Consider the following 23,447-nt stretch of genomic DNA (forward strand, 5'->3'; position numbering starts at 1 on the left):
CCGCCCGGTATTCGGGCCGCTTTTCTACGCTACAGCTCTACGCGCGAGGCTCTCAGCATCGCCGCAAGATGCTCGTACGGATTCCTGATTCGTATTCAATTTATCTAGACAATATTAGTTACGTTTTAATACCTTATATAGGTTGTATAAACTATCTTTCTTGCATATCAATAAGGGAAATGCTTCAAAGGAGTTTCCCTTCATGCTTGACGATGACAACCGCAAGAAAAACCCAGACAAGATCGTCCAATCGCGCGGCGACGCTGTATCTGGTATCGGATTTCGCCGTCCTCTGGGTCTGGGGATTGAGAACGACCCTGAAGATGTGAAGACCTTTCGCGCCGCAATGGCTGCGGCAGGGCGCGTGCCGATGGTGATGGGCCATCCTGAGCGCAAGGCGGACGAGCCCGACGACCTGTTGTTTCAATCCTTTGGCGCCATGAAGGAGGCGGCAGGCCTGCCGCCCAGCCGCAAGATCATGCCGGGTGACGCCGCCGAGGCCTTGTTGCGTAAGGCCGTAGACGACAAGGAAGATGGCGCTGATGTGTTTAACGCCTTGTTACGCGGCGGCGATCCTCGCGCCCTCCAGGCCCAGCGTCGCGAACGGGAGGCGGCAAAAAAGCAGGCTGGCGTCTTGACCCGCAGCCAGGCCAACGAGGACCGCCCGCCCCTGAGCCGCCCACCCGAGCCCACCTTCGAGCGCGCTGCGCGACAGCCGAGCGCTCAAGCGCGACCCTCTCAGGCGCAGGAGGCTTTCCAGCCCCCCGGCGAAGAGCGCCGTGAGATGCTGCGCGAACGCGGTAAGCTGGCCGAAGCCCTCAACGGCCCCCTGACCAAAACCCAGGAGTCCAGCATCGGTCGCGACCTTGATGCCCTGGACCGGCGCATCGCTGCCTTTGATAAGCGCGAGGCAGCCCAGGAGAGGGCTGCTGCGCAAACTCAGGCGCAATCCAACAGGGCGCAATCCGCAGCGCAGACTCGTAGGACACAAGTCGGCGAAGCCACAGCGGGGGTGCAGGACACCAGCGCGGCAAATGCAACCCAGGCTGGCCCACAGGCCGACGCCAAGCCCACCCTCCCCAAACCAAAAGCGGCCGTCTCAGATGACCGACCCAGCGACAAGCAGGCCGCCGATAGCCACCCCAGCGAAGCCTTGGATGGCCGGGAGGATAGGAATCGTCTGAGTACCATCGTCCAACCAATTCCCGGGGCACCTGACGACAAGAGGCAAACCACGAAGAATGGCACAGCGACGCTTTTAAAAGACCGCAGCGTCATCGATTCACAGTTGGATGACATCAAAGAGCAGATCAAAGCGCAAGCAATGACGCCGGCAGGCCGCGAACCACACTCGGATCCAGAACTGACGCAGCTACGTCGCGACCGTGATGCTCTTTTACAGCAGAAAAGTCAGCTGGACGAAAAGGTAAAGGAAGAGATCGACGCGCGCAGTTTCACCAAACCGGAGAATGCATCGCTCGCAGACGGGCTCGTTGCGGAGATAGAAAAGGCCGCCATAGCCCAAGGTCCTCTAAGTGCGGACGTCACGAAAAAATTTGAAGATATTAGTGACCAAGCTGGAGATCTGGTTAAAGCTGCCGGGGGCCTGCAAAAGCTGCAGGAAGACCGCGATGCCCTGAACCGCCGTTTTGAAGACCTGCAGGAGCAACTAAGCAATCCCGAAGGACTCTCGCCAGACGAAATCCGCCAGCTACGGGATGAACAGTTCAAGGTCTTTAACGAGACCCTTAGTCTTGGCAATGAGATCGCCGAAAAGCGGATCGAATTTGAGGGGCAGGCAACTTTCTTCAACCATCTGCGCGCCGCCAGCATTCTCTCCGACCTGATCGCAAGCGAGGGCGCCGACAAGACGCTCGATCTCCTGTTTGGTATTATTGATGCGGCTAGCAATGGGGGTGTGGTCGGTGGCGCCCTGTCGGGCGTCCGAACGGCGATCAAGAAGCCCAACCCTGCCGGCATGCTGGCCAGTGTGGTTCTGGGCGCGCTTGAAGGCGCCATCACCGACGCCGCCGCAGAACAGGTCAAGCAGTTCCTGGCGGACGGAAAGCTTGATGATCTGCCTCATTTGATGAAGGCCGACCCGAGTAAGGCCGTGGACCTTATGGGCGAACTCGCAGTCATCGACTTCCTAGGGTCGGTGCTAAGCGTCCTGCCAGACTTGCTTGACCCCAAAGCGCGTCTGCGCAGGTAGCCCAAACTCTGACAGCAACGCCCCCTCTGCCAGTAGGTGGAGGAGGCTTGTAAAAATAACGCCTTTATTCTACCTATGCGATATGGGGCTTTGGAGAAAAATCGGCAAGCGTGGCCGCTGGCATGTCCGGACTTACGCGCTGATTGCCACGGTTATCCTGCTGAACGATCTGCCGTTCTTCTGGAAACACTTCACCAGCGACGGCTATGGGATCTACACGGCCCCCGACGACATCGAAGCGCCGCCCCGGCTCAAGGCCCCCTGGCCACCCATCCTGGCGCCAGAGGCGCTCCCAGAGGCCCTGCCTAGGCTTTCCGCCGCCGAGCTCGAAACCTACTTCTTTCCAAAGAGCCCCTACGAACCGCGCTTCGACGATGACGAAGAGTACGGCGGCGTGATCCAGAAGTTCGGGCAAGAACCCCTTTTTATCAAGGCTTACAGAGCCGATCATGTTCAAGACGACGCGGAAGAGACCCTGCGCGCGCTCTATGAAAGTCTGCGCGCGCAGGTGCCGAGGCTACCGCCACTGCTACCGCTCGAGGTCGATAACCGGAACGACCGAGACAATCCACACCCGGAAATCTTTGCGGTGCTTGGCTGGAAAACCAAAAAACGGGATTATCGGATCATGGACGAACCAAGCTCTTCTCCAACCGGCAAGCGCATGACAAAGCTTGGCTGTGCCGTGACACTAAGATACTGGGGCTTTTATGCAAAGAAGGATGGCAGAAGTCTGACGCTAGCAGAAAAAAGGGCCCTGCCGCCGACCCAAGCCTACCGGCTGCACTTCGGCGGCATCGGCACCCGCCATCTACCGGGTGAACCAACGGTGGATCACTGTCTCTTCAAGGCGCTGCTGGTCAGCTTGGGGTTGCACCCCACCGAAGGCTTCTTCTTTAAAAGCGGCCCGGTGACACCGCCCGAACAGGCCCGCGCGCTGGCCGCCCTCGCCCTCCTCTACCACGCCGCCATAACCCCCGGCATGAATGAGCAAGACTTCACCCAAACCCTCCTCCAACATAACCTCATCGATCCCTGATTCTAGAAAGGAGATCATCAAGTGGTAACGAAGCCTTTCATGATCTTGATAGCGGGATTCCTCCTTGCCAACTCTGCTTTCGCCCAGGAGCAAAAGCTGACGGCTGGTCAGATCACAGAGGTTTTGACGGGCAATACCGCAGTCGGCGTGATCGGCGGCAAACCCTACCGACAGTTCTTCGATGCGGACGGTCGCACTTGGTATGTGCCGGACGGCGAGCCCGCCGACCTTGGTAAATGGCGAAGCGATCCGGCCAGCAACCAGTACTGTTCCTGGTGGGAGCGCGGGGGTTGGAGTTGCTACGACGTTTTTGGCGAAGGCAATGCCATTGCATGGGTAACACCGGATGGGAAAACCCGCTACGACGCCAAGGTGGTTTCGGGGCAGCAAGTCACATGGTAGAAGCCGCGAAGGGGTCGCCCAACAGGAAGCTACCCAGCGCATAGAGGCCAAAGCTGATGATAAGCAGAGCGGCACCATAGTGAATCCGCCGCATCCAGCCGGATGTCACCTTCTCACGCAACAGCAATACCAGTCCCCCCAAGCCCAGCCACCACGCAGCAGACCCCAGAAAAACGCCTGTAACTATGATTACACCGGCTTGGAGTCCAGCATCGGCGGACGAAAGCCCCACCGCGGCAAAGATGGCGGCGAACGACAGCAGTGTGATCGGGTTGGCGAGAGTGAGGAGCAGCGCCGAGGAAAAGGCCCAGGTCAAACTCCGGTTTCCCTCATAGCCCCGACGTTCCCGCGGGCCACGTAACCAACTCGCAACACCGAGGGCGAGCAGAAAGAGACCGCCGCCTAAGCGAACCCAATCCTGTTGTTCCAAAAGCCAATCACCCAGCGCCGTCAGCCCAAAAGCAGCGATCGCGCCATACAGCGCGTCGGCTATTGCTGCCCCTAAACCGGATGACAAGCCCAACCAGGGTCCACCGCTAAGAGTCCGGCGCACGCAAAGCACACCGACAGGGCCAACGGGAGCCGCAATGCCCATGCCGACGATCACGGCCTTGAGGAACAGATAACCTTCACCCAACCGTGCTTGCCCCTTGTCTGCCTGTAGGCTTTCTCACAGCTAAGCATGCCTGACCGGGCTCGCTTTTAGAAGCAAGTCCGGCCCCTGGGGCAAAAAAGCGTCGCGGAGAAACTCAGGCAAAGGCGTCCGGCATGGACTCCTTCGCTTTCGCGATGAAGCTGTTCAAGGCTTCGTCAACCGCCGGATCAAGCACTGGTGCTTCGTACTCCTCCAGCATCTTGCGAACGAGATTGTTCGTGCGCTGTGCCGCGTCCAGGCTGCCTTCGGCCAACCACTGCTCGTAGGAGTTGTTGTCGGCAACGTTGGAACGGTAGAAGGCCGTCTCGAAATTAGCCTGCGTATGAGCACAGCCCAGGAAATGCTGGCCCGGCCCAACCTCACGGATTGCATCCATCGCCTGCCCGTTCTCGGAAAGATCGGGGCCTTCCGCGAAGGTTTGCATCATGCCGAGCTGGTCAGCGTCCATGACCAACTTTTCGAAAGAGGAAACCAGGCCGCCCTCCAGCCATCCTGCCGCATGGAGGACGAAGTTGACGCCTCCCAAAACCGTGGGCTGCAGGGTCGCTGCACTTTCATAGGCGGCCTGCGCGTCCGGCAGTTTGGAACCGCAGAGCGATCCGCCCGATCGGAAAGGAATGCCAAGACGGCGGGCAAGGGCAGCACAGCCATAAAGCACCATGGCGGGTTCCGGTGTTCCGAAAGTGGGCGCGCCGGACTGCATCGACATAGAGGAGGCAAAGCTGCCAAAAACGCAAGGCGCGCCGGGGCGCACGAGCTGCGCTAACGCTATGCCTGCCATCGCCTCGGCCAAGGTCTGTGCCATCACGCCGGCTGGCGTGCAAGGCGCCATGGCGCCCGACAGGATAAAGGGCGTCACAATGACGGCCTGATTGTGACGGGCGTAAACCTTTAAGGCGCCAAGCATGGTGCCATCGAAGGTCATGGGCGAGTTGGCATTGATCAAGTTGATCATCACCGTGTTGTTTTCAACGAAGTCATCACCGAAAACTATCTTTGCCAAGGCGACCGAATCTTCCGCTCGCTCGGGCGCCGTGACGGATCCCATGAAGGGTTTGTCGGAATATCTGATATGGCTGTAGACCATATCCAGATGCCGCTTGTTGACCGGCACGTCGACCGGTTCGCAGACCGTACCGCCGGAGTGGTGCAGCGCCGGGCTCATGTAGGCGAGCTTGACCAGGTTCTGGAAGTCCTCAATCGTCGCATAGCGGCGCTCGCCGTTCAGATCGCGAACGAAGGGAGGACCATAGACTGGTGCGAAGACGGTGGCGTTACCACCAATCGTCACGCTGCGCTCCGGGTTCCTGGCATGTTGGGTAAAGGTAGCCGGTGCATTCTCGCGAATGATCTTGCGGCAGAAGCCGCGCGGGAACCGCACTCTCTCTCCCTCCACATCGCAACCGGCCTCTTTCAGAATCTGAAGGGCCTCGGCGTCATCGCGAAACTCGATACCGACCTCTTCCAGGATGATGTCGGCATTTTGCTCGATAATGGCGAGCCCCTCCTCGCTCAGAATCTCGAAGGGCGACAGCTTGCGCTCAATGAACCTGCGCTGCTTGATGCCGCCACCGGTGCGAAGCGCCCGCCGCGCTTCTCTACCGCCACCGCCGCCACCTCGACCGCGCCTTGCGCCGCCGCTTGCCGATTCGCCGGGTAGTTCAGTGGGATCACTCATAACGCCTGTCCTCTATTGGGAGAATGTTTCGCGCGGATTATCCCTGCCCAACCCACTATAACACTTGCGAGGCTGCGACCCGACTAGGAGGAAAAGCGGCGTTGCTTACGCATAACGAAGCGGCGACCGGGGGCACGTACCCTTCTTTCAAAGGCCCCTTTCTCCTGTATGTCGGAAATTGCTAGCGGCGCGTCGCAAATTGCCTGGACGGCAGAGCAGCATTTGCCGATTGTCTGCCTGAAAGAATATTCTGATTAAGTCAATCGGGGGAAGCACCCATGAAGTCTCACGCGCGTGTAGTTGTAATTGGTGGCGGCGTCGTCGGCGTATCGACTCTCTATCACCTTGCTAAAAAGGGTTGGAGCGACGTGGTGCTTTTGGAGCGGCGAGAGCTAACGTCGGGTTCCACATGGCACGCCGCCGGCTTGCTACCGCTTTTCAACATGAGCTATTCGGTGGGCCAGATTCACAAATACTCGGTTCGCTTCTATCAGGAATTGGAGGAAGAAACCGGCCAGAACGTCGGCTTCAAGAAAGTCAGCAACATCCGGCTGGCCACCAACCGCGACCGCATGGATGAATACCTCCAGTATGCGGGCGTGGCGGCCACCATCGGTGTCAAAGTGAATGTTTTGACGCCTGAGCAGGTCAAGGAAATCTGGCCGCTGTGCGACACCGACGGCTTGATTGGCGCGATTCAGCACCCCGATGACGGTTACATCCAGCCTGCGGATCTGACTCAAGCCCTGGCCAAAGGCGCACGGACGCTGGGTGCCGAGATCAACCGCCACACGACAGTGACCGGCATCAAAAAGCTCCCGTCGGGCGAGTTCGAAGTCCAGACCGACAAAGGCAACATTGTCTGCGAGCACGTCGTCACCGCATCGGGCAGCTTCGCCCGCCAGACCGGCCGGATGGTAGGTTTGGATGTTCCCGTCATCCCCGTTGAGCATCAGTACATCGTGACCGAGCCGCACGAAGCGATCCTGAAGCGCCGCGAACAGGGGCTGCCGGAAATGGGCGTGCTGCGCGAATCCGATGGCTCCTGGTACATGCGTGAGGAGCGTGGCGGCCTCATTCTGGGTCCCTACGAGGTCGGCGCTCCGGCCTGTTATGTCGACGGTCCGGGTGAGGATTGCGAGTATGAGCTTTTCCAAGAGGATCTGGAGCGCCTTGAGCCGCATATCGAATCGGCAATTCACCGCGTTCCCGCCTTCGGAGAGGTCGGTGTCAAACAGGTTTACAATGGCGCCATCTGCTATACGCCCGATGGCAGCCCCATCATTGGACCGGCTTGGGATCTCAAGAACTTCTGGTTGAACGAGGGCCATAGCTTCGGGATCACCGCCGCGGGCGGGGCTGGCTGGCAGCTTGCGGAATGGATCGTCGAAGGCGAACCGACTATCGACATGCTGGGTGTGGACCCACGGCGCTTCGGCGACTACGCCACCAAGTCATACCTCATCACGAAGAATGAGGAAGCCTACGCCAGTGTCTTCACGACCCACTTTCCCGATGAGGAGCGCGAGGCAGCCAGACCGCTGCGCCGCACGCCGGTTTATGACCGCCTGAAGGACTTGGGTGCCGTTTTCGGCCAGTCTTTTGGTTGGGAGCGCGCCAACTGGTTTGCACCGGAGGGCGTCGAGCCACAGGATGATTGGTCGTTCCGCCGCTCGGCCTATTTCAAACACGTCGGCGCAGAATGCACCAATGTGATGGAAAACGTCGGTTTGCTTGATCTCTCAGGCTTTGCCAAGGCGCGAATTTCCGGCCCTGGCGCGGAGGCATTCCTGGACAATCTCGTGGCGAACAAGCTGCCGAAGAAAATCGGCCGTATCGCTTTAGCCCACGCACTCAACACCCGCGGCGGCGTGCATTCCGAGTTCACCATCATGCGCGAGAGCGAGGACAGCTTCTATGCGATCTCCGCCGGTGGCTTCCAGCGCCTGGACCACGACTGGGTGAAGAAGCACATGCCGGACGACGGCTCGGTGCGGTTCGACCATCTGACAAACTCAATTGGCGTACTGGTGTTGACCGGACCAAAGGCCAGACAATTGATGGAGCGCGTTTCGCCCCGCACCGATTTCTCGAATGCGGCCTTTCCATGGTTGAGCGGTCAGGATATCGAGGTCGGTTGGGCCCCTTGCCGGGCCATTCGCGTCAACTTCGTCGGTGAGTTGGGTTGGGAGTTACATCACCCGATCGAGTACCAAATCCATATCTTCGACACCTTGATGAAGGCCGGTGCCGATCTTGGCATCAAGCCCTTCGGTATCCGTGCCATGGATTCGCTGCGTCTTGAGAAGTCCTACCGTCTACCGGGCCGCGAACTATCCATCGAATACGCCGCTTTTGAGTCGGGACTGCAACGCTTCGTTCATCCGAACAAGGGCGATTTCATCGGCCGAGACGCTCTGGTCACCTGGCAGCAGAAGGGGTTCGACAACGCCTTTGCCACACTGGAAGTACACGATATCACGGACGCCGATCCGGTCGGCAACAACCCGATTTTCAAGGATGGGAAAATGATCGGGCGCGCCACGTCGGGCGGCTATGGCTTCCGCATCCAGAAAACCTTGATGCTGGCAATGCTCCGCCCAGACCTGGCGGAGCCCGGAACAGAACTGGAAGTCGATATCCTGGGCACCAGGCATCGCTGCACCGTGTTGGAGGAAAGTCCTTACGATCCGCAAAACGCCTGTTTGCGGGCCTAACAGCGGTAGTGGAAAGACGACGGTAAAAAAAAGGCCCCTTGGAAAGCGATGATCCAAGGGGCTTTTTTACTTTTGGAGGCACATAGTGGCTAAAACAGAAACTAACCGGGGGGCCTGCCTGTGCGGCGCGGTTTCCTATCAGGTTCTCGGGCCATTGCGCCCGGTCGTCGCCTGTCACTGCAACCAGTGTCGCCGAGCCAGCGGACACCACGTTGCGGCTACCAGTGCGAACCGTGGCGACCTGCGGATTACGGGTGAGGATGCTATCACTTGGTTTACCTCCTCACCCGGCATAAGGCGCGGTTTCTGCCGGTTTTGCGGCTCCAACCTCTTTTGGGATAACCAAGCCCGTCCATCGGTCTCGATAATGTCGGGAACTCTGGATAGGCCGACCAACCTCACTCTGATCGGCCATATCCATACCGCTTCGAAAGGTGATTACTACGAGATCGCCGATGGCTTGCCCAGCCATCCCCATGACGATCATTCACTCACTTCCTAGACCACCAGATTGTATATCAGGCCACTGGCTAGCGACGCAGTGAGAGCCAGCACAAGATAGAGTAGGAACAAACGCACCCTGACCAGAGCGAAGACCGCCATGGCGGCCGGGATGCTGGTGATACCACCGGCAACCAAAAACGCCAGCCCCGCGCCCGGTTGCATGCCCTGACCAATCAATCCAGCAACCAGCGGCAAAGCCGCATAGCCGTTCAGGTAGGCAGGGACACCCACTAAAGTTGCCAGCACGACGGGTTGGACTCCGCTGCCGCCCAGAACCTGAGAAATCAGATCGCCGGGTAGATAAACGAGCATCAAGCTCTCCAGCAAAAAGGCTAAGGTCAGCCACTTCCCGAGGAACAGCGTGTTATCAAGAGCGCTCGTCGCAAAGCGGCCGCGACGTTCCTTTTCCTGCCAGAAAGCCCAGTTCGGCCTTCCCGCCCGCGCAAGCGGGCTGCCACATCCGGTGTTACAACCGGCACCTTGCTTTACCTGATCGCGCAAAAATCCGCCTTGCGCCACTGCATGAACGAAGAATCCGCCCAAAAGCCCGGCCCCGATCGCAGCCAATGTCTTGGCAACGGCAAAGCCCGTTCCCAAAGTTCCCGCCGTCAACACGAACATGGCAGGGTCAATGACCGGCGACGATAACCAAAAGGCCATTACGGGCGCCAGCGGCACGCCCATTGCCAGCAGAGCTGCGATCAAAGGAATGACACCGCAAGAACAGAAGGGAGAAAGGCCGCCAAAGAATGCAGCCAGAAAAATCATGCTTACGACGCGGCCCTTGAAAACCCCTGCGATCAAGCTGTCTGCCCCACTCGCCTGGGCGTAACCCGCAATCACGACCGAGGCCAGGAGAAAGGGCGATATCCACCACAGGTTTTCCAATGTGAAGGCCGCACTTTCCAAAGCCTGGGGCGAATCTACTGCCCACAAAAGAAGCAGCACGCCAACAATCGCGAGGATGACGAGATCGGGCTTACGGAACCCGGCTTTCAACCTCATCATGACTACTTCACTCATTCGATCCTCCTAAGATCTTCGAAATAAGAAGGCAAAATTTTTACCTGCCACCTGTCCCGATACAGCATTCAGACACCAAGAAGCCGACTGTCTCGTCCATGACGTCATAATCCGCCCGACAGATCAGGACTGTCCCTTGCCTCTCTTGCGTTACCAGACCAACAGCGATCAAGCGGTGCAGATGGTGGGACAGAGTCGAGCGCGCGATTCCGGTCCGTTCCTGTACAGTCCCGACCGGCAGACCGTCGCGCCCTGCCTTGACCAACAGCCGGAAGATTTCCAACCGACTGCTGTTACCGAGCGCCTCTAGGCGTTTTGCTGTAATCTCAATCGACATGCCAGGAGTATAGTCAGTCCTTCAAACTTATTCAACGATATTTCTAGAATAATCGAAATATATTCCAAAAATTGAGGCGCCGCCTCGCCTATGGGCAGAATCCGGCGCCTGATGTCCTGCTGAATGAACCGCTTAGAACTTCATTTTGACCGAGCTCTTCTTGCCCGAAACGACTTCGATCTCTTTTTGAATCTGCTTGCCGCCATTATGACCTACCAAAAGGTAGCGCCCTTCGGGCAAAAGCAACGTGTCTTCACCCGGCGCCTTGGTTACCAAGGGCTCTCCGGAGCCATCGGACCCATAGGGATAAACTTTCCAGATAATGGTGCTATCCGGCTGCGCCCCTTCGGCCACCGTGCTGTAAATACGCATCGTGCCTGCATTGAGGTTGATCGTGTAGTTGTAATCGATCCCGGCCGTCACCTCGATCGTGTGTTTGGCTAGAGCATCATGATGCTTGGCTGTCACAACGTAATAACCTTGTGGAAGCGTGAATTGCGATGTCGGCCCTACAGACCGGGCAACCTCCCAACGGTTGCCGCTCGAATCCTTGCCGAAAGTCCAAACAATCCATTCCAGATCATCCTGGATCGGCTTGGCGCCGAAATAGGGAATCAATTCCATGCTGATGCCGCCGGAATTGAAGATCGCCTGATGAAACAGCGGCTCCTTATCCAGCACGACATCCGCCTTGGATTCTGCGCTACCATAAATTGCACTAATCCGATACCGCCCCTTAGGAAGATCGACCTTCAAGGAAGGCCCTATGTGTTCGGCGACTAGCTGGCCCCGCTTCTTGCCGTCGAGGGCAATCACCGCGTAGGCGATGGACTCCTTCAAAGGCGCGGCACCGCGCACCGGAACGGCGCTGACATGCAGTGTTTGTGTTGCTGATACGGCGGCGGTTTGCTGACTCTGAGCGGTTGGAGTCCAGGCCACAGAAGTCAATCCAACACCAAGGCTAAGGACACAAAAGAATCGTAAAAGTCTACCGAAACCCATGGGTCCGTTGCTCCCGACCGTTTGCAATCACTGGTAGCTTGCCCGCTGGAGGATCCCCGACAGCAAATGTCCTGTTTCGCCGAAGATCAACCGCTGCACACTGCTTCAAGCTACGCCAAGCCAGGGCAAATGCCAAGGAAATCAGAAACTCTCACCTGAATTCCGGCTGATTTTAGCTCTTCAAACCTCCCGGCTTTCCGGCGGCACGCCAACGATATCTTTCTGCCGTTCCAGTTCCCGTCGGATCAGATCAAGGTTGCTGTCCCTCAGCGTCGGCAGCAGATATCGCGCGCGCTTTACCTGTTCGTAATCCAGATCAGCCACCAGCAATTCTTCTCCATCGCCTGCTTCCGCCACCGCCTCGCCGTAGGCATCGAGAATACGACTGCCGCCCCAGAACGCCATCCCCGGCTTGCCGCCGCAGTGATTGGCAAAGAGTAACGGCAGGCCATAGATCATCCCATAGAATTCCAGAGCTTTGCGCCAACCGGTCGGATTTGAGAAATCACCGCCTAATGCCTCCATTGCCGATGCGACCGGCAGAAGCAATAAGGTAATTCCCTGGACAGCCGCCAGATGGACCAGGGCCGGGTTCCAACAGTCCGCACAAATCAGGACACCGCAACGCCAGCGCCGGTCCTCCAACTCGAAGGATTCGAGATAACGCCCGGCCGCGAAGTGCTTCCCTTCTTCCAGGTTACCGTAAGTCGGCAAATTGAGCTTTCGGTGGATGAAAGCCACGCGGCCACGCTCCAACAGGAATGCACTGTTATGAAACTGCGCGGCGATGCCCTCCTCCACCAACCCGACGACAACACGCATATCACCTGCTGCCTCGGCCAACCTGACCAACCGGGGATCATCACGCGACATAGCGACATCCAGCACCCGGCCGGCAACCTCGTACCCGCAAAGTGACAACTCGGGAAACAACAAAAGCTCAGCGCCAGCCGCGCGCGCTTTCGAGATCATCTCCAGATGTTTCTCCAGGTTCTCCGCCAACGCCCCTGGGTGACACTCAATCTGGGCGACGGCAACGGTCATACCGTTGGATCTTTGATTCATAAGTGGCCTATTCTGGGCTACGGCTTGTAACGGCTCTCAAGAACTTTGTTGTGCTATCATGCCTCATGGCAAGTCCGTTGAAGTTAGTTCTGCTGATTTTTCTGCTCGTTTCTCTCCCCGGGTCTTTCATTGGGCGTGGGCAGACGCCAGCCTCGACCGGCGAAGCCGACCTCGAGCTGGTATTGGCGGTTGATTGTTCCAGCAGTGTGGACGCTCTCGAGTATCGGCTTCAAATGGAAGGCCTGTCCCAGGCCTTTAGCCATCCATCGGTACTAAAGGCCATCGAGGCCCATGCCGCGCGCGGCATCGTGGTGACACTGGTGCAGTGGGCTGGAGCGGACGCGCAACGCCAGGTCATTGACTGGCAGCGCCTGCGAAGTCGCGAGGATGCCCTTGCGTTATCGCGCCTCTTAGCCGCCACCCCGCGCCAGATCAGCGGTCCGACAGCTGTCGGCGATGTCATTGATTTTTCCGCACGCTTGCTGCTTACAAACGCCTGGGCGGGGAAACGTCAAGTTATCGACGTATCGGGCGATGGTCGCCATAACGAAGGCGAGGCGCCGCCTTTCGCACGGGCACGCGCCACGAAAAACGGTATCGTCATCAATGGACTGGCGATCTTGAACGAGGAAAAAAACCTGGACCGGTACTACGCGGTTGGCGTGGTTGGTGGACCTGGATCTTTTCTGGAGATCGCGAACGACTACGAGGCTTTCGCTATCGCCATTCGGCGCAAGCTACAGCAGGAAATATCCGGTGTGCCGATTAGCTGAGACCAGGGTTCAGAAGCGAATGCCAACACCCCAGGAATGAAGTCCCCCGGACCCACCCTCGGCGCGGGCACGTAGGCTCTCGCAAGCTGAGAGACTGCTGAGAACAGCCAGCGAAAGAACGAGCAACAGGGTGTTTCTACGCAGCCCAGTAAGGTTCATGGACTATCATGTGGTTGCTGATATTCCCTGAAGCAATAGAAACAGTGAAAATCAAGCCGTAAGCGATTTTGCCTGCCGCCTGGGCCGGGTCACGAGTTCGCCGTCGCAGTTCGGGCAACGCATCTCCATCTCGACACTGCAGGCCGGGCAGAAGGTGCATTCGAATGAGCAGATTAGCGCATCGTCACCGTGCCCCAGGGCCTTTTCGCAACGCTCGCAAGCGGGTTTCATCTGTAGCGCCATAGCGTTATTCCTTCGGCGCTAGAATCCGAAAACCGCCAGCAAGATCAGCAGTGTCAGCAATGCCAGCATACCTACCAGCCGTAGACTGAAGAATTCACGCCTAGCCTCCTCTTCTTCCTCCTCGGCTTCGTGCTCGAGCTCTTCGATCTCTTCGGGGGTCTTGTCATCCAAGGAATTACTCATAACGCATCTCCCCTATTCTCAGGCGGTTTGTTCGAACAACTCCCGACCAATCAACCAACGGCGAATCTCCGAGGTTCCGGCGCCGATCTCATAGAGCTTAGCATCACGCAGCAAACGCCCCGTGGGATAGTCATTTATGTAGCCGTTGCCACCCAGGCACTGAATCGCCTCAAGCGACATCCACGTTGCCTTCTCGGCAGCGTAGAGAATGGCTCCTGCCGCATCCATGCGTGTCGTCTCACTGCGGTCGCAGGCTTTCGCAACCGAATAGACGTAAGCCTTGCAGGCGTTCATGGTCGTGTACATGTCGGCGAGTTTTCCCTGCATCAACTGGAACTCGCCAATAGCTTGGCCAAACTGCTTGCGCTCGTGCAGGTATGGAATCACCACATCCATGCAGGCTTGCATGATTCCCAAGGGCCCCGCCGCGAGCACGACTCGCTCGTAATCCAAACCGCTCATCAGCACTTTCACACCGCCACCCACGACGCCCAGCACATTCTCCGCCGGCACCTCGCAGTCCTCGAAAACGAGTTCGCAGGTCGGCGATCCGCGCATGCCAAGCTTGTCGAGTTTCTGCGCCACTCGGAACCCCTTGAATTCCTTCTCGACAATGAAAGCGGTTATTCCCCGCGACCCTGCTGCGGGATCTGTCTTCGCATAGATTACCAGCACTTCTGCCTCGCTGGAGTTGGTGATCCACATCTTGGTGCCATTCAAAATCCAACGATCACCCTTCTTCTCAGCGCGGGTGCGCATGGAAACGACATCCGAGCCGGAGCCCGGCTCGCTCATCGCCAAAGCACCCACGTGCTCGCCGGACACCAGCTTTGGCAGGTAGCGCAGTTTTTGCTCGTCGTTGCCATTTCGCCGAATCTGGTTGATGCAGAGGTTGGAGTGCGCGCCGTAGCTCAGCCCGATCGAGGCGGACGCACGGCTTACCTCCTCAACGGCAATGCAATGTTCAAGATAACCCAGACCGCTTCCGCCGTAGGTCTCCTCCACGGTGACGCCATGCAGGCCTACTGCCCCCATCTTCGGCCACAAGTGGCGAGGGAATTCATCCGTACGGTCGATCTCCGCCGCCAGAGGTGCGATTTCATCCGCGGCGAAGCTCATGACGCTGTCGCGTAACATTTCTGCGGTATCGCCTAGCCCAAAATCCAGTCCCGGCAATTGATTCGGTAGCATTCAAGTCTCCGTTGTGCGGCTCGATTACATTCGTTCTTCAGGATAGGACCGATGAGGAAAAAACCAAAGGCTTGGATAATGCTGCCCCAAGCTCAGAAATTCTGCGCCCACAAGGCCGCCAAGCGCGGGCGGGACGCGACGGCGGCATGCAGCCGCGCCAACTTCGGGCGCGTGGCAAAGAGCTGCGGCTTATCCCAGTGCCATTCCGTCAGCATGGCGATGTAAGGATCGCCGATGGAAAAGCTTTGTCCCAACAGAAAGGGGCCGTCACCAAGTGCGGTTTCCAAGATATCGCATGCCCGATGGAAAGCCTCGGCAGCAGCTGCTTTGACACCTTCTACGCCGTCTTTATCGCGGGTGTAACGATGCGGGTAGAAATAGTGTAGATCCGCTTCGTACAAGTTTGCCGAAGCAAAAAACAACCAGCGCAACAAGGACGCCCTTTCCGGCGATCCTGCCGGCGGCAAAAGTAGGCCCTTTCCGTAGGTCTCCGCCAGATATAGCGCGATTGCCGCGCTCTCGGTCACTACCGTTCCATCATCCAGAACCAAAGCCGGAATTTGCCCACGCGGGTTGACCGCCAAGTAGCTCGGAGCGCTCTGCTCATGTTTGGCTACCTCAACAATTTCCCGCTCGCAGACAAGGTCCAACTCCGCCAGAACGGCTTCGACCACGAATGACCCCATCCCGGGTGCGTAATACAGCTTCACTCTTGCCCTCCGGGAATCAAGGTTTTTGCTAGCTTGGCCTCGGCTCTTTACGTCGATCAAGCCTGATCAAGGTTTGTTGCATCTTTGCACAAAGCGTGACTTCTTCTTTCTGCACCGCATGAATTTCAACATCACAGACGGTTAGGGTTCGGCCCGGCTTCACGACATAGCCGATCGCCACCAATTTATCGCCGAATGCAGGCGCCAGAAGATTGATTTTGAACTCCACCGTCAGAACGCCAGAGCCCGGCGGAAATAGGGTGTAAGCAGCGTAACCGCCTGCTGAATCCGCGATCGTGCTGGTTATCCCGGCGTGAAAATATCCGTTCTGCTGACAGAGGTCGGATCGGTAGGGCAGGCTGATTTCGGCCAAGCCCGCATCGACCCGTGTCAATTCGGCGCCTATCAGCGACATAACCGTTTGTTGTCGGAATGAGTTTGTTACTCTTTGCCGGAAATCAGGATCTATGGGTTTATGAGTCTTCATGCGACACCCTCTTCGGAAGCGCGCGTAATCGCATGGCGCGCGGTCATCAAATCCAAATGCCCTCCGCCACCATTCTTGAAGATTGTAATTTCCTCGGCGGTTTGTCGCCCCGGCGCCTCGCCGCGGCAAAGATCGACCAGATCGGCAAGAACATCGGATTCCGCGATGACACCCGTCCGCAGCGGTATCATCAGCTCACCGATATGCTTGATCGTGGTGTCTCTCGAATCGACGAACAAGCGTCCCCGCCGCAACGCTTCGTCATCCGCTTCCCTCATCTCGGCCGTGTAAGCACCTATCAGATCGAGGTGCGTGCCCGGCCTCAGCCAAGCACCCGAAACAACCGGTGTCTGGCTCATGGTCGCACAGCAAACCAGGTCCGCCTCGCCGACCGCCGCTTCCAGATCGTCGACCCGGCTGAAAGATACACCCGGAGCTTCGGTCGACAGGCGGGCGACGAGATCGTCGGCCCGGCCCGCCGAGCGGTTGAAGATCGATACGCGCCTCAGCGATGGCCTGACCGACAGGTGAGCCTTGATCAGCTCCGGCGCCATCGAACCAGCGCCAACCATGACCATGTGCTCCACATCGTCGCGTGCAAGAAAGGAAGCGCCCAGCGCGCTATCCGCAGCGGTCTTGCGCCATGTCAGGACAGTGCCGTCCATGACCGCCTGTGGCGAACCGTTTGTACCATCAAAAAGAACGTAAAGGGCCTGAATGGACGGTAAATCAGATCCGTCCTTCCCATTGTTCGGGAAGATTGTCGCCAACTTTACGCCCAAGGCTTTACCCTGCTGCCAAGCCGCCCGGTTCAGGATTCTATCCACGCCACCGGCAACGGCCGGTTGCTCCAGCAACATGTCCTCCAAGACCTCGGGCGGCACTTTATGCATGTCTCTAAGTGCTGGAACGAGGGTTTCGTATGTCAAAAGGTGATTCAGTTTTTCATCTGTCAAATACAGCAACGTAATCTCTCCCCAATTCCGAGGACTTCACGCCTCGGAGCATTCAAATCCTTACGTCAACATCAACGCCGCCAGTCCAAGGAAAGCCAGGAATCCGACAACGTCGGTAACCGTAGTCAAGAACACACTCGAGGCCACGGCCGGATCAATCTTCAGGCGTTCGAGGCCGAGCGGAATCAAGGTACCAAAAAGAGCGGCGACCACAAGGTTGAGAACCATGGCCACGCCGATAATCAACCCAATCATGGCGCTGTCGAACCAGAGCCAGGCGACCAACCCCATGACCAACGCAAAAATAACACCGTTGGCAGCCCCGACGATCACTTCCTTACCCACGAACCTCAGCGCGTTCCAAGGGCCCAGATCGCGCATCGCTATCGCACGTACGGCAACGGTCAGCGTTTGGGTTCCGGCATTTCCACCCATGGAGGCGACAATCGGCATGAGAACCGCCAGCGCCACGACCTTTTCAATGGTGCCGGAGAACAGGCCGATGACCAGTGACGCCAGCACGGCTGTGCCGAGGTTGAGCAACAGCCAGGTAAAACGAGCCTTTGCCGTATCGATCGCTGCGTCATAGAGGTCGGTCTCGGCGACACCGGCCAGCTTCATGATGTCCTCTTCCGCCTCTTCCTCGATAACCAACACCACGTCATCGACGGTAATCGTACCGACAAGGCGACCGGCCGCATCGACGACCGGGGCCGATGCCAGGCCGTACTGGCGGAAGATGTAGGCGACATCTTCCTGATCCATCGTCAGCGGAATCGTACGCAGTTCCTGATCCATCAGGTCGCCCAGTTTTTCCGGTCGACGGGCGCCGATGGCGCGGCTCAGCGGAATGATACCAACCGGCTTGTGCTTTGGGTTGACCACATAGAGATCGTAAAAGATATCCGGCAGGTCCTCGGCGGCGCGCAAATAGTCGATTGTCTGACCGATGGTCCAGCTCTGCGGAATCGCGACGAACTCGCGGGCCATCAAGCGCCCGGCGGAGTCCTCGGGATAGCTCAAGCCTTCCTGCAGGATGTGCCGGTAGGCCAGCGGCAGAGCCGAAAGGATGTGCTGCTGCGCGTCCTCCTCCAGATCCTCGAAAATTTCAACGGCGTCGTCGCTGTCCAGATGCATCAGCACCCGGGCAAGGTTCTCCGCGCCCAGTTGTTCGAGCACCTCTTCGCGGATCGTAGGCTCCAGATGGCTGAGAACCTCCGGATCGATGGTCGCACCCAGTATCTCGACCAGCAAAGTACGCTCGTCGGCGGAGAGTATTTCGAGAATATCGGCAGCATCGGCCGGGTGCAGCGCATGCACCAGCACTTCTGCCTGCTGCACGTCACCGGCCGCCAAGGCCTCGTGAATTGAACTGATAAGTTCCTCGGGCAGCACGAGGCTGCCTTCGGCGGAGGTGTCTATCCCTACGCCAACCTGCTCTTGCGGCGGGTTCTCCTCGGGTCGCTCCTGTTCGGGAGGACGATCAACCATCTACAGCCACCTCCTCCCTTCATTTGCTACTCCGCCTCTCAAGCTGCGCCTGCGCATCGACGGAAGCAACCGCCGTCATGTTCAGGATACCCCTTGCGGTCACGGAGGGGGTTAAAATGTGCGCGGGCTTGCGCGGTCCCAGCAAAATCGGCCCGACCGGCAAGCCGTCTCCCAACGCTTTCATCAGATTGAAGGAAATATTCGCCGCATCCAAGGTCGGCATCATCAATAAGTTTGCCTCTCCCGACAAACGCGAATTCGGGAACATCCTTTCACGCAAACTCTCGGAAAGGGCCGCATCGGCATGCATTTCCCCTTCCACCTCCAATTCAGGGTGGGTCTCGTGAAGCAGTGCCACGGCACTGCGCATCTTGGTCGCCGTCTCGCTGGGCTCCGCACCAAAGTTGGAGTGGGAGATCATCGCCACCTTGGGCTCGATGCCGAATCGGCGAACAGCGGCGGCGGCCATCAGCGTGATCTCGACGAACTCCTGGACGTTATGGTCGCCTGCCACGTAAGTATCGCAGATGAAATAGATGCCGCGCGGCAGGATCAGAAGGCTCATGGCCGCGAAGCAATGGGCATCGTCTGCCAATCCGATCACATCGCGAATGTGCTCTACCTGCTTCTTGAAACGCCCTTCCACGCCGCAGATCATAGCGTCCGCATCGCCTTTATGGACAGCCAGGGCGGCGATGACAGAGGTGCGCGTGCGCACGATCGTGCGTGCCACATCGGGGGTCACGCCCTTGCGTTCCATCAAGGTGTGATAGCTGGTCCAGTAATCCTTGTAGCGGCTGTCGCTTTCGGGGTTGATAACTTCCAAGTCCTTGTCGAGCTGCAGACGCAGGCCCAACCGCTCAATCCGTGTATGGATAACATCGGGGCGGCCGACAAGGATTGGGCGCGCTATACCTTCGTCCACTGCGGACTGCACCGCCCGCAAAACGCGTTCGTCCTCGCCTTCGGCATAGATGACCCGCTTGGGATCCTTGCGCGCCTGATCGAAGACCGGCTTCATCACCAGCCCAGAGCGGAAGACAAACTGACTGAGGCTTTCCTTGTAGGCCTCAAGGTCGGCGATCGGTCGCCGGGCGACGCCGCTGTCCATCGCCGCCTTTGCGACCGCCGGTGCGATTTCAACTAACAGCCTGGGGTCGAAAGGCCTTGGAATCAGATATTCCGGCCCGAAAGACCGCGTTTCACCATAAGCGCGCACGACGACCTCGGACGGCTCAGCCATGGCCAAATCGGCCAATGCCTTGACGCAGGCCAACTTCATTTCCTCGTTGATTGTCGTGGCGCCTACGTCAAGCGCGCCCTTGAAGATGAAAGGAAAGCAAAGGACGTTATTGACCTGGTTGGGGTAGTCGCTGCGTCCGCTACATATGATGGCCCCCGGCGAGGCTTCTTTAGCCTCCTCCGGCATGATCTCAGGCGTCGGATTGGCCAACGCCATGATGATCGGTTTGTCGGCCATCTTCCGAACCATGGACTGGGTAAGTACGCCCGGCGCCGACAGACCGAGGAAAATATCGGCGCCTTCGATAACCTCATCCAGGCTGCGCATATTGCTGGACTGCGCGTAAGCACCCTTCCAGGGATCCATCTGCTCCGTACGGCCCTCGTAGACCAGCCCCATGATGTCGTTGACCCAGATGTTCTCGCGTTTGACACCGATAGCCACCAAAAGGTTGAGGCATGCAATCGCCGCCGCTCCGGCACCCGACGTTACCAGCTTCACCTCTTCCGGCTTCTTCCCGACCAGCCGCAATCCATTGTAGATCGCTGCTGCGACTATGATGGCCGTACCGTGTTGATCGTCATGGAAAACCGGGATGTTCATGCGCTCACGCAAGCGCTGTTCGATCTCGAAGCACTCCGGCGCCTTTATGTCTTCCAGATTGATGCCGCCGAACGTCGGCTCCAGGGCTGCGACGATATCAACGAAGCGATCCGGGTCGCGCTCATCCACCTCAATATCGAAAACATCTATCCCGGCGAACTTCTTGAAGAGAACGGCCTTGCCTTCCATCACCGGCTTGGCGGCAAGCGGCCCGATCGCGCCCAATCCCAGAACCGCGGTGCCGTTCGTAACCACACCGATCAGGTTTCCCCGGGCGGTGACGCTGGCCACCTGATCCGGGTCATCGACGATCAGTCGGCAGGCTTCCGCGACGCCAGGCGAGTAAGCAAGCGCCAAGTCCGCTTGGTTAGCCAGCGGCTTGGTCGCCTTGATCTCCAGCTTTCCGGGCGGATACTGCCGGTGATAGGCGAGTGCTGCTTCGCGAAAATCCTTTGCCATGAAACCCCCTGCTAACGGTCCGCTGCTGCAGCCTACGAAAGGCGATCAGAACAGCGAGCGATTCGATTGGACGTCTATCATTGCCGGAATCGCATGGCACCTCAAACGAAAGCCCGCCGAAAAAACTCAAGCGGGCCCTGTTCGTGCCGAATTTTGTTCCAGTCAGATGGTGCGGTCGAGAAGACTCGAACTTCCACGGGCTCTCGCCCACAGCGACCTCAACGCTGCGCGTCTACCAATTCCGCCACGACCGCATACCCTGACGCAACCTCCGGCTTGCCAAACGCTTGGCTTACCGTATGGTGACGAGGGAGATAGCAAATGCCCCCCAGGAATTCAAGCTGATACCACCGGTTATTACCGAATGATCGAACAACAAGTAAAAGTTTTCGCCGACACACCGGAGTGGCTGCATACCGATACGCTGGTTCCCTATCCCGACGCGCTGGCCTTCATGGAGCAACGGGTGGCGGAAATCCGCCAGGGAATCGCCCCGGAATGCATCTGGTTGCTGGAACACCCTCCCCTCTACACAGCGGGCACCAGCGCCAATGCCGAGGATCTGCTAGATTCGCGTTTTCCGGTCTATGAAGCCGGTCGCGGCGGCCAGTATACCTACCACGGCCCCGGCCAGCGCGTTGCCTACGTGATGCTGGACCTAAAGCGGCGCGGCCCGGATGTCCGCTGCTACGTCCATAATCTGGAAGAATGGATCATCCGCACGCTCGCGAAGTTCAATGTCGAAGGTGAACGGCGCGCCGGGCGCGTCGGAATCTGGATCGATCGCGGGTCAGACGCTCAAGGCCAGCGACGGGAAGATAAGATCGCCGCCATCGGTGTGCGTGTGCGCCGCTGGGTCACCTACCACGGTATTTCCATCAACCTGGAGCCCGATCTTACTCACTTCGAGGGAATCGTGCCCTGCGGCATCCGCGAGCATGGTGTCACCTCGCTCGTCGATCTGGGGCTTCCGGTAACACTGCAAGACCTGGACGCGGCGTTGAAGCTCAGCTTCGAAGAGGTCTTCGGCGGTTCTGACGGCAATTAGAAGCGATCTGGCCTGTAGGGCGTCATATCGAGCGACATCGGCTTATCAGAAACCATTTCCGCGACCAGTGCGCCGGTCCTGGCCGCAAGCATCAAACCGCAGTGACCATGGCCGAAAGCCAGGAAGGCGTTGGCATGGCGGGGGCTGCGTCCGATCACCGGCAGGGAATCCGGCATCGACGGACGAAAGCCCATCCAGGGTTTGCCGCCCTCTGTGTTGAGACCCGGATACCAGCGCGATACATGGCTCTCCAGAACCTTGGCCCGGTTCCAGTTAGGCGCTGCTTTCAGGCCCCCGAGTTCGACCGTACCCGCCACGCGCAAGCCGTTCTCCAGCGGCGTTGCCACGAATGCGCGCTCGGTTGAGTAAACCGGCAGACGCGGTGCGACGCCGGGCGTCGGATAGGTCATATGGTAGCCACGCTCAGTATCCAATAGCACCGGCGCGCCAAGAGCCTCTGCCAGCGGTTTGGACCAGGCGCCAGCGGCTACGACCACCGCATCACAAGCGACTGTCTCTTTGTCTGTCCGCACCGCGCGCGGTCCCGCCTCACCTATGTCGAAGCCGGACACCTCGGCTTGCAGGTAGCGTCCGCCGCCGCGCTGGAAGGCCTCGGCAAAAGCCCGCACCATGCGGTAGTTGTTGATGGAATAGCCGACCTTCGGATAGTAGACCGCCCGCTTGAAAATTGGCGCAAGACTAGGTTCAAGCTGCCGGATCTCCTCGGCCTGCAGGATTTCATGCTCGACGCCGCGCCGTTTCTGGATATCCAGATAACGGCTGTCGTTGGCAAAACCCTTTTCCGTCTCGTAAACCCCCATCCAGCCGGTGCGCCGGATCATGTCGGGCTCGCCGGCCATTTCCAGCAAAGGATCATAGGCTTCGAAAGTGCCGGCCATCAGCGCTGCCAGAGCCTTGGATATCTCCTCGACGCGCGCCGGGCTGCTGGCCTTTAGGAACTCTACCAGCCAGGGTGCAAGCTGCGGAAGGTAGGACCAGCGCACAGCCAAAGGTCCAAGCGGGTTGAGCAACATCTTCGGCACGCGCCAGAAAATTCCCGGCATGGCGACGGGAACCACGGATTCCTCGCCGATGACGCTGCCGTTGCCGAACGAGGCTCCCTCGGCGGGTCCGTCTTTTTCGACCAGAGTCACATCATGTCCATCACGCAGCAGATAGAGCGCCGTACAAACCCCAATAGCGCCCGCGCCTATGACAACGACTTTCTTCTTCTCTCCCGCCATGACGGGCCTCTCCCTCTACACTC

22 protein-coding genes and 1 tRNA gene are annotated in these 23,447 nt (G+C 58.4%); 7 read left to right on the plus strand and 16 right to left on the minus strand.

All coding sequences use genetic code 11. The annotated features are described in order from the left end of the window. Positions 1 to 202: 202 nt before the first annotated feature. From FHR98_RS03325 to FHR98_RS03335, 3 genes are all read left to right on the plus strand, one after another. The gene (locus FHR98_RS03325) at positions 203 to 2,212 is read left to right on the plus strand and encodes a coiled-coil domain-containing protein (protein ID WP_183415231.1); all 2,010 of its coding nucleotides are present in this window, start codon (positions 203 to 205) and stop codon (positions 2,210 to 2,212) included. Positions 2,213 to 2,294: 82 nt separating this feature from the next. Continuing rightward, on the plus strand, positions 2,295 to 3,251 hold the full coding sequence (locus tag FHR98_RS03330) for a hypothetical protein (protein ID WP_183415232.1): 957 nt from the start codon (positions 2,295 to 2,297) through the stop codon (positions 3,249 to 3,251). Positions 3,252 to 3,272: 21 nt separating this feature from the next. Next, positions 3,273 to 3,653, plus strand: coding sequence for a hypothetical protein (locus tag FHR98_RS03335; RefSeq protein WP_183415233.1), 381 nt, complete (start codon positions 3,273 to 3,275; stop codon positions 3,651 to 3,653). Here the strand turns inward: FHR98_RS03335 and FHR98_RS03340 are convergent. Together FHR98_RS03340 and FHR98_RS03345 are read right to left on the minus strand one after the other, a co-directional pair. Continuing rightward, entirely contained in the window at positions 3,643 to 4,290 is a 648-nt protein-coding gene (locus tag FHR98_RS03340; protein WP_221205708.1) for a LysE family translocator, read from the minus strand. The genes FHR98_RS03335 and FHR98_RS03340 overlap by 11 nt on opposite strands. Before the next feature lie 112 nt (positions 4,291 to 4,402). Continuing rightward, on the minus strand, positions 4,403 to 5,986 hold the full coding sequence (locus FHR98_RS03345) for a trimethylamine methyltransferase family protein (RefSeq protein ID WP_183415234.1): 1,584 nt from the start codon (positions 5,984 to 5,986) through the stop codon (positions 4,403 to 4,405). Between the two features lie 278 nt (positions 5,987 to 6,264). Here FHR98_RS03345 and FHR98_RS03350 point away from each other — a divergent pair, with 278 nt between their 5' ends. Continuing rightward, entirely contained in the window at positions 6,265 to 8,703 is a 2,439-nt protein-coding gene (locus tag FHR98_RS03350; protein WP_183415235.1) for a GcvT family protein, read from the plus strand. Between the two features lie 85 nt (positions 8,704 to 8,788). Next, positions 8,789 to 9,205: a GFA family protein gene (locus FHR98_RS03355; protein WP_183415236.1), complete on the plus strand. Its 417-nt coding sequence runs from the start codon at positions 8,789 to 8,791 to the stop codon at positions 9,203 to 9,205. On the opposite strand, the gene FHR98_RS03360 is transcribed toward FHR98_RS03355, so the two are convergent. From FHR98_RS03360 to FHR98_RS03375, 4 genes are all read right to left on the minus strand, one after another. Further along, the gene (locus tag FHR98_RS03360) at positions 9,202 to 10,230 is read right to left on the minus strand and encodes a permease (RefSeq protein ID WP_183415237.1); all 1,029 of its coding nucleotides are present in this window, start codon (positions 10,228 to 10,230) and stop codon (positions 9,202 to 9,204) included. The two genes, FHR98_RS03355 and FHR98_RS03360, sit on opposite strands and share 4 nt — an antisense overlap. A 40-nt stretch (positions 10,231 to 10,270) precedes the next feature. Beyond that, positions 10,271 to 10,567, minus strand: a complete 297-nt coding sequence (locus FHR98_RS03365) for an ArsR/SmtB family transcription factor (protein WP_183415238.1) — start codon at positions 10,565 to 10,567, stop codon at positions 10,271 to 10,273. A 132-nt stretch (positions 10,568 to 10,699) separates the two neighbouring features. After that, positions 10,700 to 11,506 (minus strand): hypothetical protein, encoded by an 807-nt coding sequence (locus FHR98_RS03370; RefSeq protein WP_183415239.1) that lies wholly within the window; start codon positions 11,504 to 11,506, stop codon positions 10,700 to 10,702. A gap of 243 nt (positions 11,507 to 11,749) precedes the next feature. Then, entirely contained in the window at positions 11,750 to 12,634 is an 885-nt protein-coding gene (locus FHR98_RS03375) for a nitrilase-related carbon-nitrogen hydrolase (RefSeq protein WP_183415240.1), read from the minus strand. Positions 12,635 to 12,711: 77 nt separating this feature from the next. On the opposite strand from FHR98_RS03375, the gene FHR98_RS03380 reads away from it, so the two are divergent. Further along, positions 12,712 to 13,407, plus strand: a complete 696-nt coding sequence (locus FHR98_RS03380) for a DUF1194 domain-containing protein (RefSeq protein ID WP_183415241.1) — start codon at positions 12,712 to 12,714, stop codon at positions 13,405 to 13,407. 210 nt (positions 13,408 to 13,617) lie between these two features. Here the strand turns inward: FHR98_RS03380 and FHR98_RS03385 are convergent, their stop codons facing one another. The 9 genes from FHR98_RS03385 to FHR98_RS03425 all read right to left on the minus strand — a co-directional run bounded on the left by FHR98_RS03385 (position 13,618) and on the right by FHR98_RS03425 (position 21,386). Continuing rightward, positions 13,618 to 13,809: a DUF1272 domain-containing protein gene (locus FHR98_RS03385; RefSeq protein WP_183415242.1), complete on the minus strand. Its 192-nt coding sequence runs from the start codon at positions 13,807 to 13,809 to the stop codon at positions 13,618 to 13,620. Positions 13,810 to 13,827: 18 nt separating this feature from the next. Next, positions 13,828 to 13,992, minus strand: coding sequence for a hypothetical protein (locus tag FHR98_RS03390; RefSeq protein WP_183415243.1), 165 nt, complete (start codon positions 13,990 to 13,992; stop codon positions 13,828 to 13,830). A gap of 18 nt (positions 13,993 to 14,010) precedes the next feature. Next, positions 14,011 to 15,183: an isovaleryl-CoA dehydrogenase gene (locus FHR98_RS03395; RefSeq protein WP_183415244.1), complete on the minus strand. Its 1,173-nt coding sequence runs from the start codon at positions 15,181 to 15,183 to the stop codon at positions 14,011 to 14,013. Positions 15,184 to 15,275: 92 nt separating this feature from the next. Then, positions 15,276 to 15,893, minus strand: a complete 618-nt coding sequence (locus FHR98_RS03400; protein WP_183415245.1) for a glutathione S-transferase family protein — start codon at positions 15,891 to 15,893, stop codon at positions 15,276 to 15,278. A gap of 28 nt (positions 15,894 to 15,921) precedes the next feature. Continuing rightward, on the minus strand, positions 15,922 to 16,380 hold the full coding sequence (locus tag FHR98_RS03405; protein WP_183415246.1) for a PaaI family thioesterase: 459 nt from the start codon (positions 16,378 to 16,380) through the stop codon (positions 15,922 to 15,924). Then, positions 16,377 to 17,345: an ornithine cyclodeaminase family protein gene (locus FHR98_RS03410; RefSeq protein ID WP_246377424.1), complete on the minus strand. Its 969-nt coding sequence runs from the start codon at positions 17,343 to 17,345 to the stop codon at positions 16,377 to 16,379. The genes FHR98_RS03405 and FHR98_RS03410 overlap by 4 nt, the downstream gene beginning before the upstream one ends. 51 nt (positions 17,346 to 17,396) lie before the next feature. Continuing rightward, positions 17,397 to 18,827: a magnesium transporter gene (gene mgtE / locus FHR98_RS03415; protein WP_183415247.1), complete on the minus strand. Its 1,431-nt coding sequence runs from the start codon at positions 18,825 to 18,827 to the stop codon at positions 17,397 to 17,399. 19 nt (positions 18,828 to 18,846) lie between these two features. After that, positions 18,847 to 21,132: an NADP-dependent malic enzyme gene (locus FHR98_RS03420; RefSeq protein WP_183415248.1), complete on the minus strand. Its 2,286-nt coding sequence runs from the start codon at positions 21,130 to 21,132 to the stop codon at positions 18,847 to 18,849. Between the two features lie 167 nt (positions 21,133 to 21,299). After that, a tRNA-Leu gene (locus FHR98_RS03425) sits at positions 21,300 to 21,386 on the minus strand. A gap of 110 nt (positions 21,387 to 21,496) precedes the next feature. Here FHR98_RS03425 and lipB point away from each other — a divergent pair. Continuing rightward, the gene (lipB, locus tag FHR98_RS03430) at positions 21,497 to 22,180 is read left to right on the plus strand and encodes a lipoyl(octanoyl) transferase LipB (RefSeq protein ID WP_183415249.1); all 684 of its coding nucleotides are present in this window, start codon (positions 21,497 to 21,499) and stop codon (positions 22,178 to 22,180) included. Here lipB and FHR98_RS03435 read toward each other — a convergent pair. Beyond that, a complete protein-coding gene (locus FHR98_RS03435; protein ID WP_183415250.1) occupies positions 22,177 to 23,424 on the minus strand; it encodes an NAD(P)/FAD-dependent oxidoreductase in 1,248 nt (415 codons plus the stop codon). The two genes, lipB and FHR98_RS03435, sit on opposite strands and share 4 nt — an antisense overlap. Positions 23,425 to 23,447 lie beyond the last annotated feature (23 nt).

This window comes from Limibacillus halophilus (assembly GCF_014191775.1).
Taxonomy (GTDB): Bacteria; Pseudomonadota; Alphaproteobacteria; order Kiloniellales; family CECT-8803; genus Limibacillus; species Limibacillus halophilus.

Coding starts and splice junctions, on each gene's coding strand:
- FHR98_RS03365 (WP_183415238.1), bottom strand. CDS start 10,567: ATGTCGATTGAGATTACAGCAAAACGCCTAGAGGCGCTCGGTAACAGC.
- FHR98_RS03375 (WP_183415240.1), bottom strand. CDS start 12,634: ATGAATCAAAGATCCAACGGTATGACCGTTGCCGTCGCCCAGATTGAG.
- FHR98_RS03435 (WP_183415250.1), bottom strand. CDS start 23,424: ATGGCGGGAGAGAAGAAGAAAGTCGTTGTCATAGGCGCGGGCGCTATT.
- FHR98_RS03325 (WP_183415231.1), top strand. CDS start 203: ATGCTTGACGATGACAACCGCAAGAAAAACCCAGACAAGATCGTCCAA.
- FHR98_RS03360 (WP_183415237.1), bottom strand. CDS start 10,230: ATGAGTGAAGTAGTCATGATGAGGTTGAAAGCCGGGTTCCGTAAGCCC.
- mgtE (WP_183415247.1), bottom strand. CDS start 18,827: ATGGTTGATCGTCCTCCCGAACAGGAGCGACCCGAGGAGAACCCGCCG.
- FHR98_RS03330 (WP_183415232.1), top strand. CDS start 2,295: ATGGGGCTTTGGAGAAAAATCGGCAAGCGTGGCCGCTGGCATGTCCGG.
- FHR98_RS03345 (WP_183415234.1), bottom strand. CDS start 5,986: ATGAGTGATCCCACTGAACTACCCGGCGAATCGGCAAGCGGCGGCGCA.
- FHR98_RS03390 (WP_183415243.1), bottom strand. CDS start 13,992: ATGAGTAATTCCTTGGATGACAAGACCCCCGAAGAGATCGAAGAGCTC.
- FHR98_RS03395 (WP_183415244.1), bottom strand. CDS start 15,183: ATGCTACCGAATCAATTGCCGGGACTGGATTTTGGGCTAGGCGATACC.
- FHR98_RS03405 (WP_183415246.1), bottom strand. CDS start 16,380: ATGAAGACTCATAAACCCATAGATCCTGATTTCCGGCAAAGAGTAACA.
- lipB (WP_183415249.1), top strand. CDS start 21,497: ATGATCGAACAACAAGTAAAAGTTTTCGCCGACACACCGGAGTGGCTG.
- FHR98_RS03350 (WP_183415235.1), top strand. CDS start 6,265: ATGAAGTCTCACGCGCGTGTAGTTGTAATTGGTGGCGGCGTCGTCGGC.
- FHR98_RS03420 (WP_183415248.1), bottom strand. CDS start 21,132: ATGGCAAAGGATTTTCGCGAAGCAGCACTCGCCTATCACCGGCAGTAT.
- FHR98_RS03385 (WP_183415242.1), bottom strand. CDS start 13,809: ATGGCGCTACAGATGAAACCCGCTTGCGAGCGTTGCGAAAAGGCCCTG.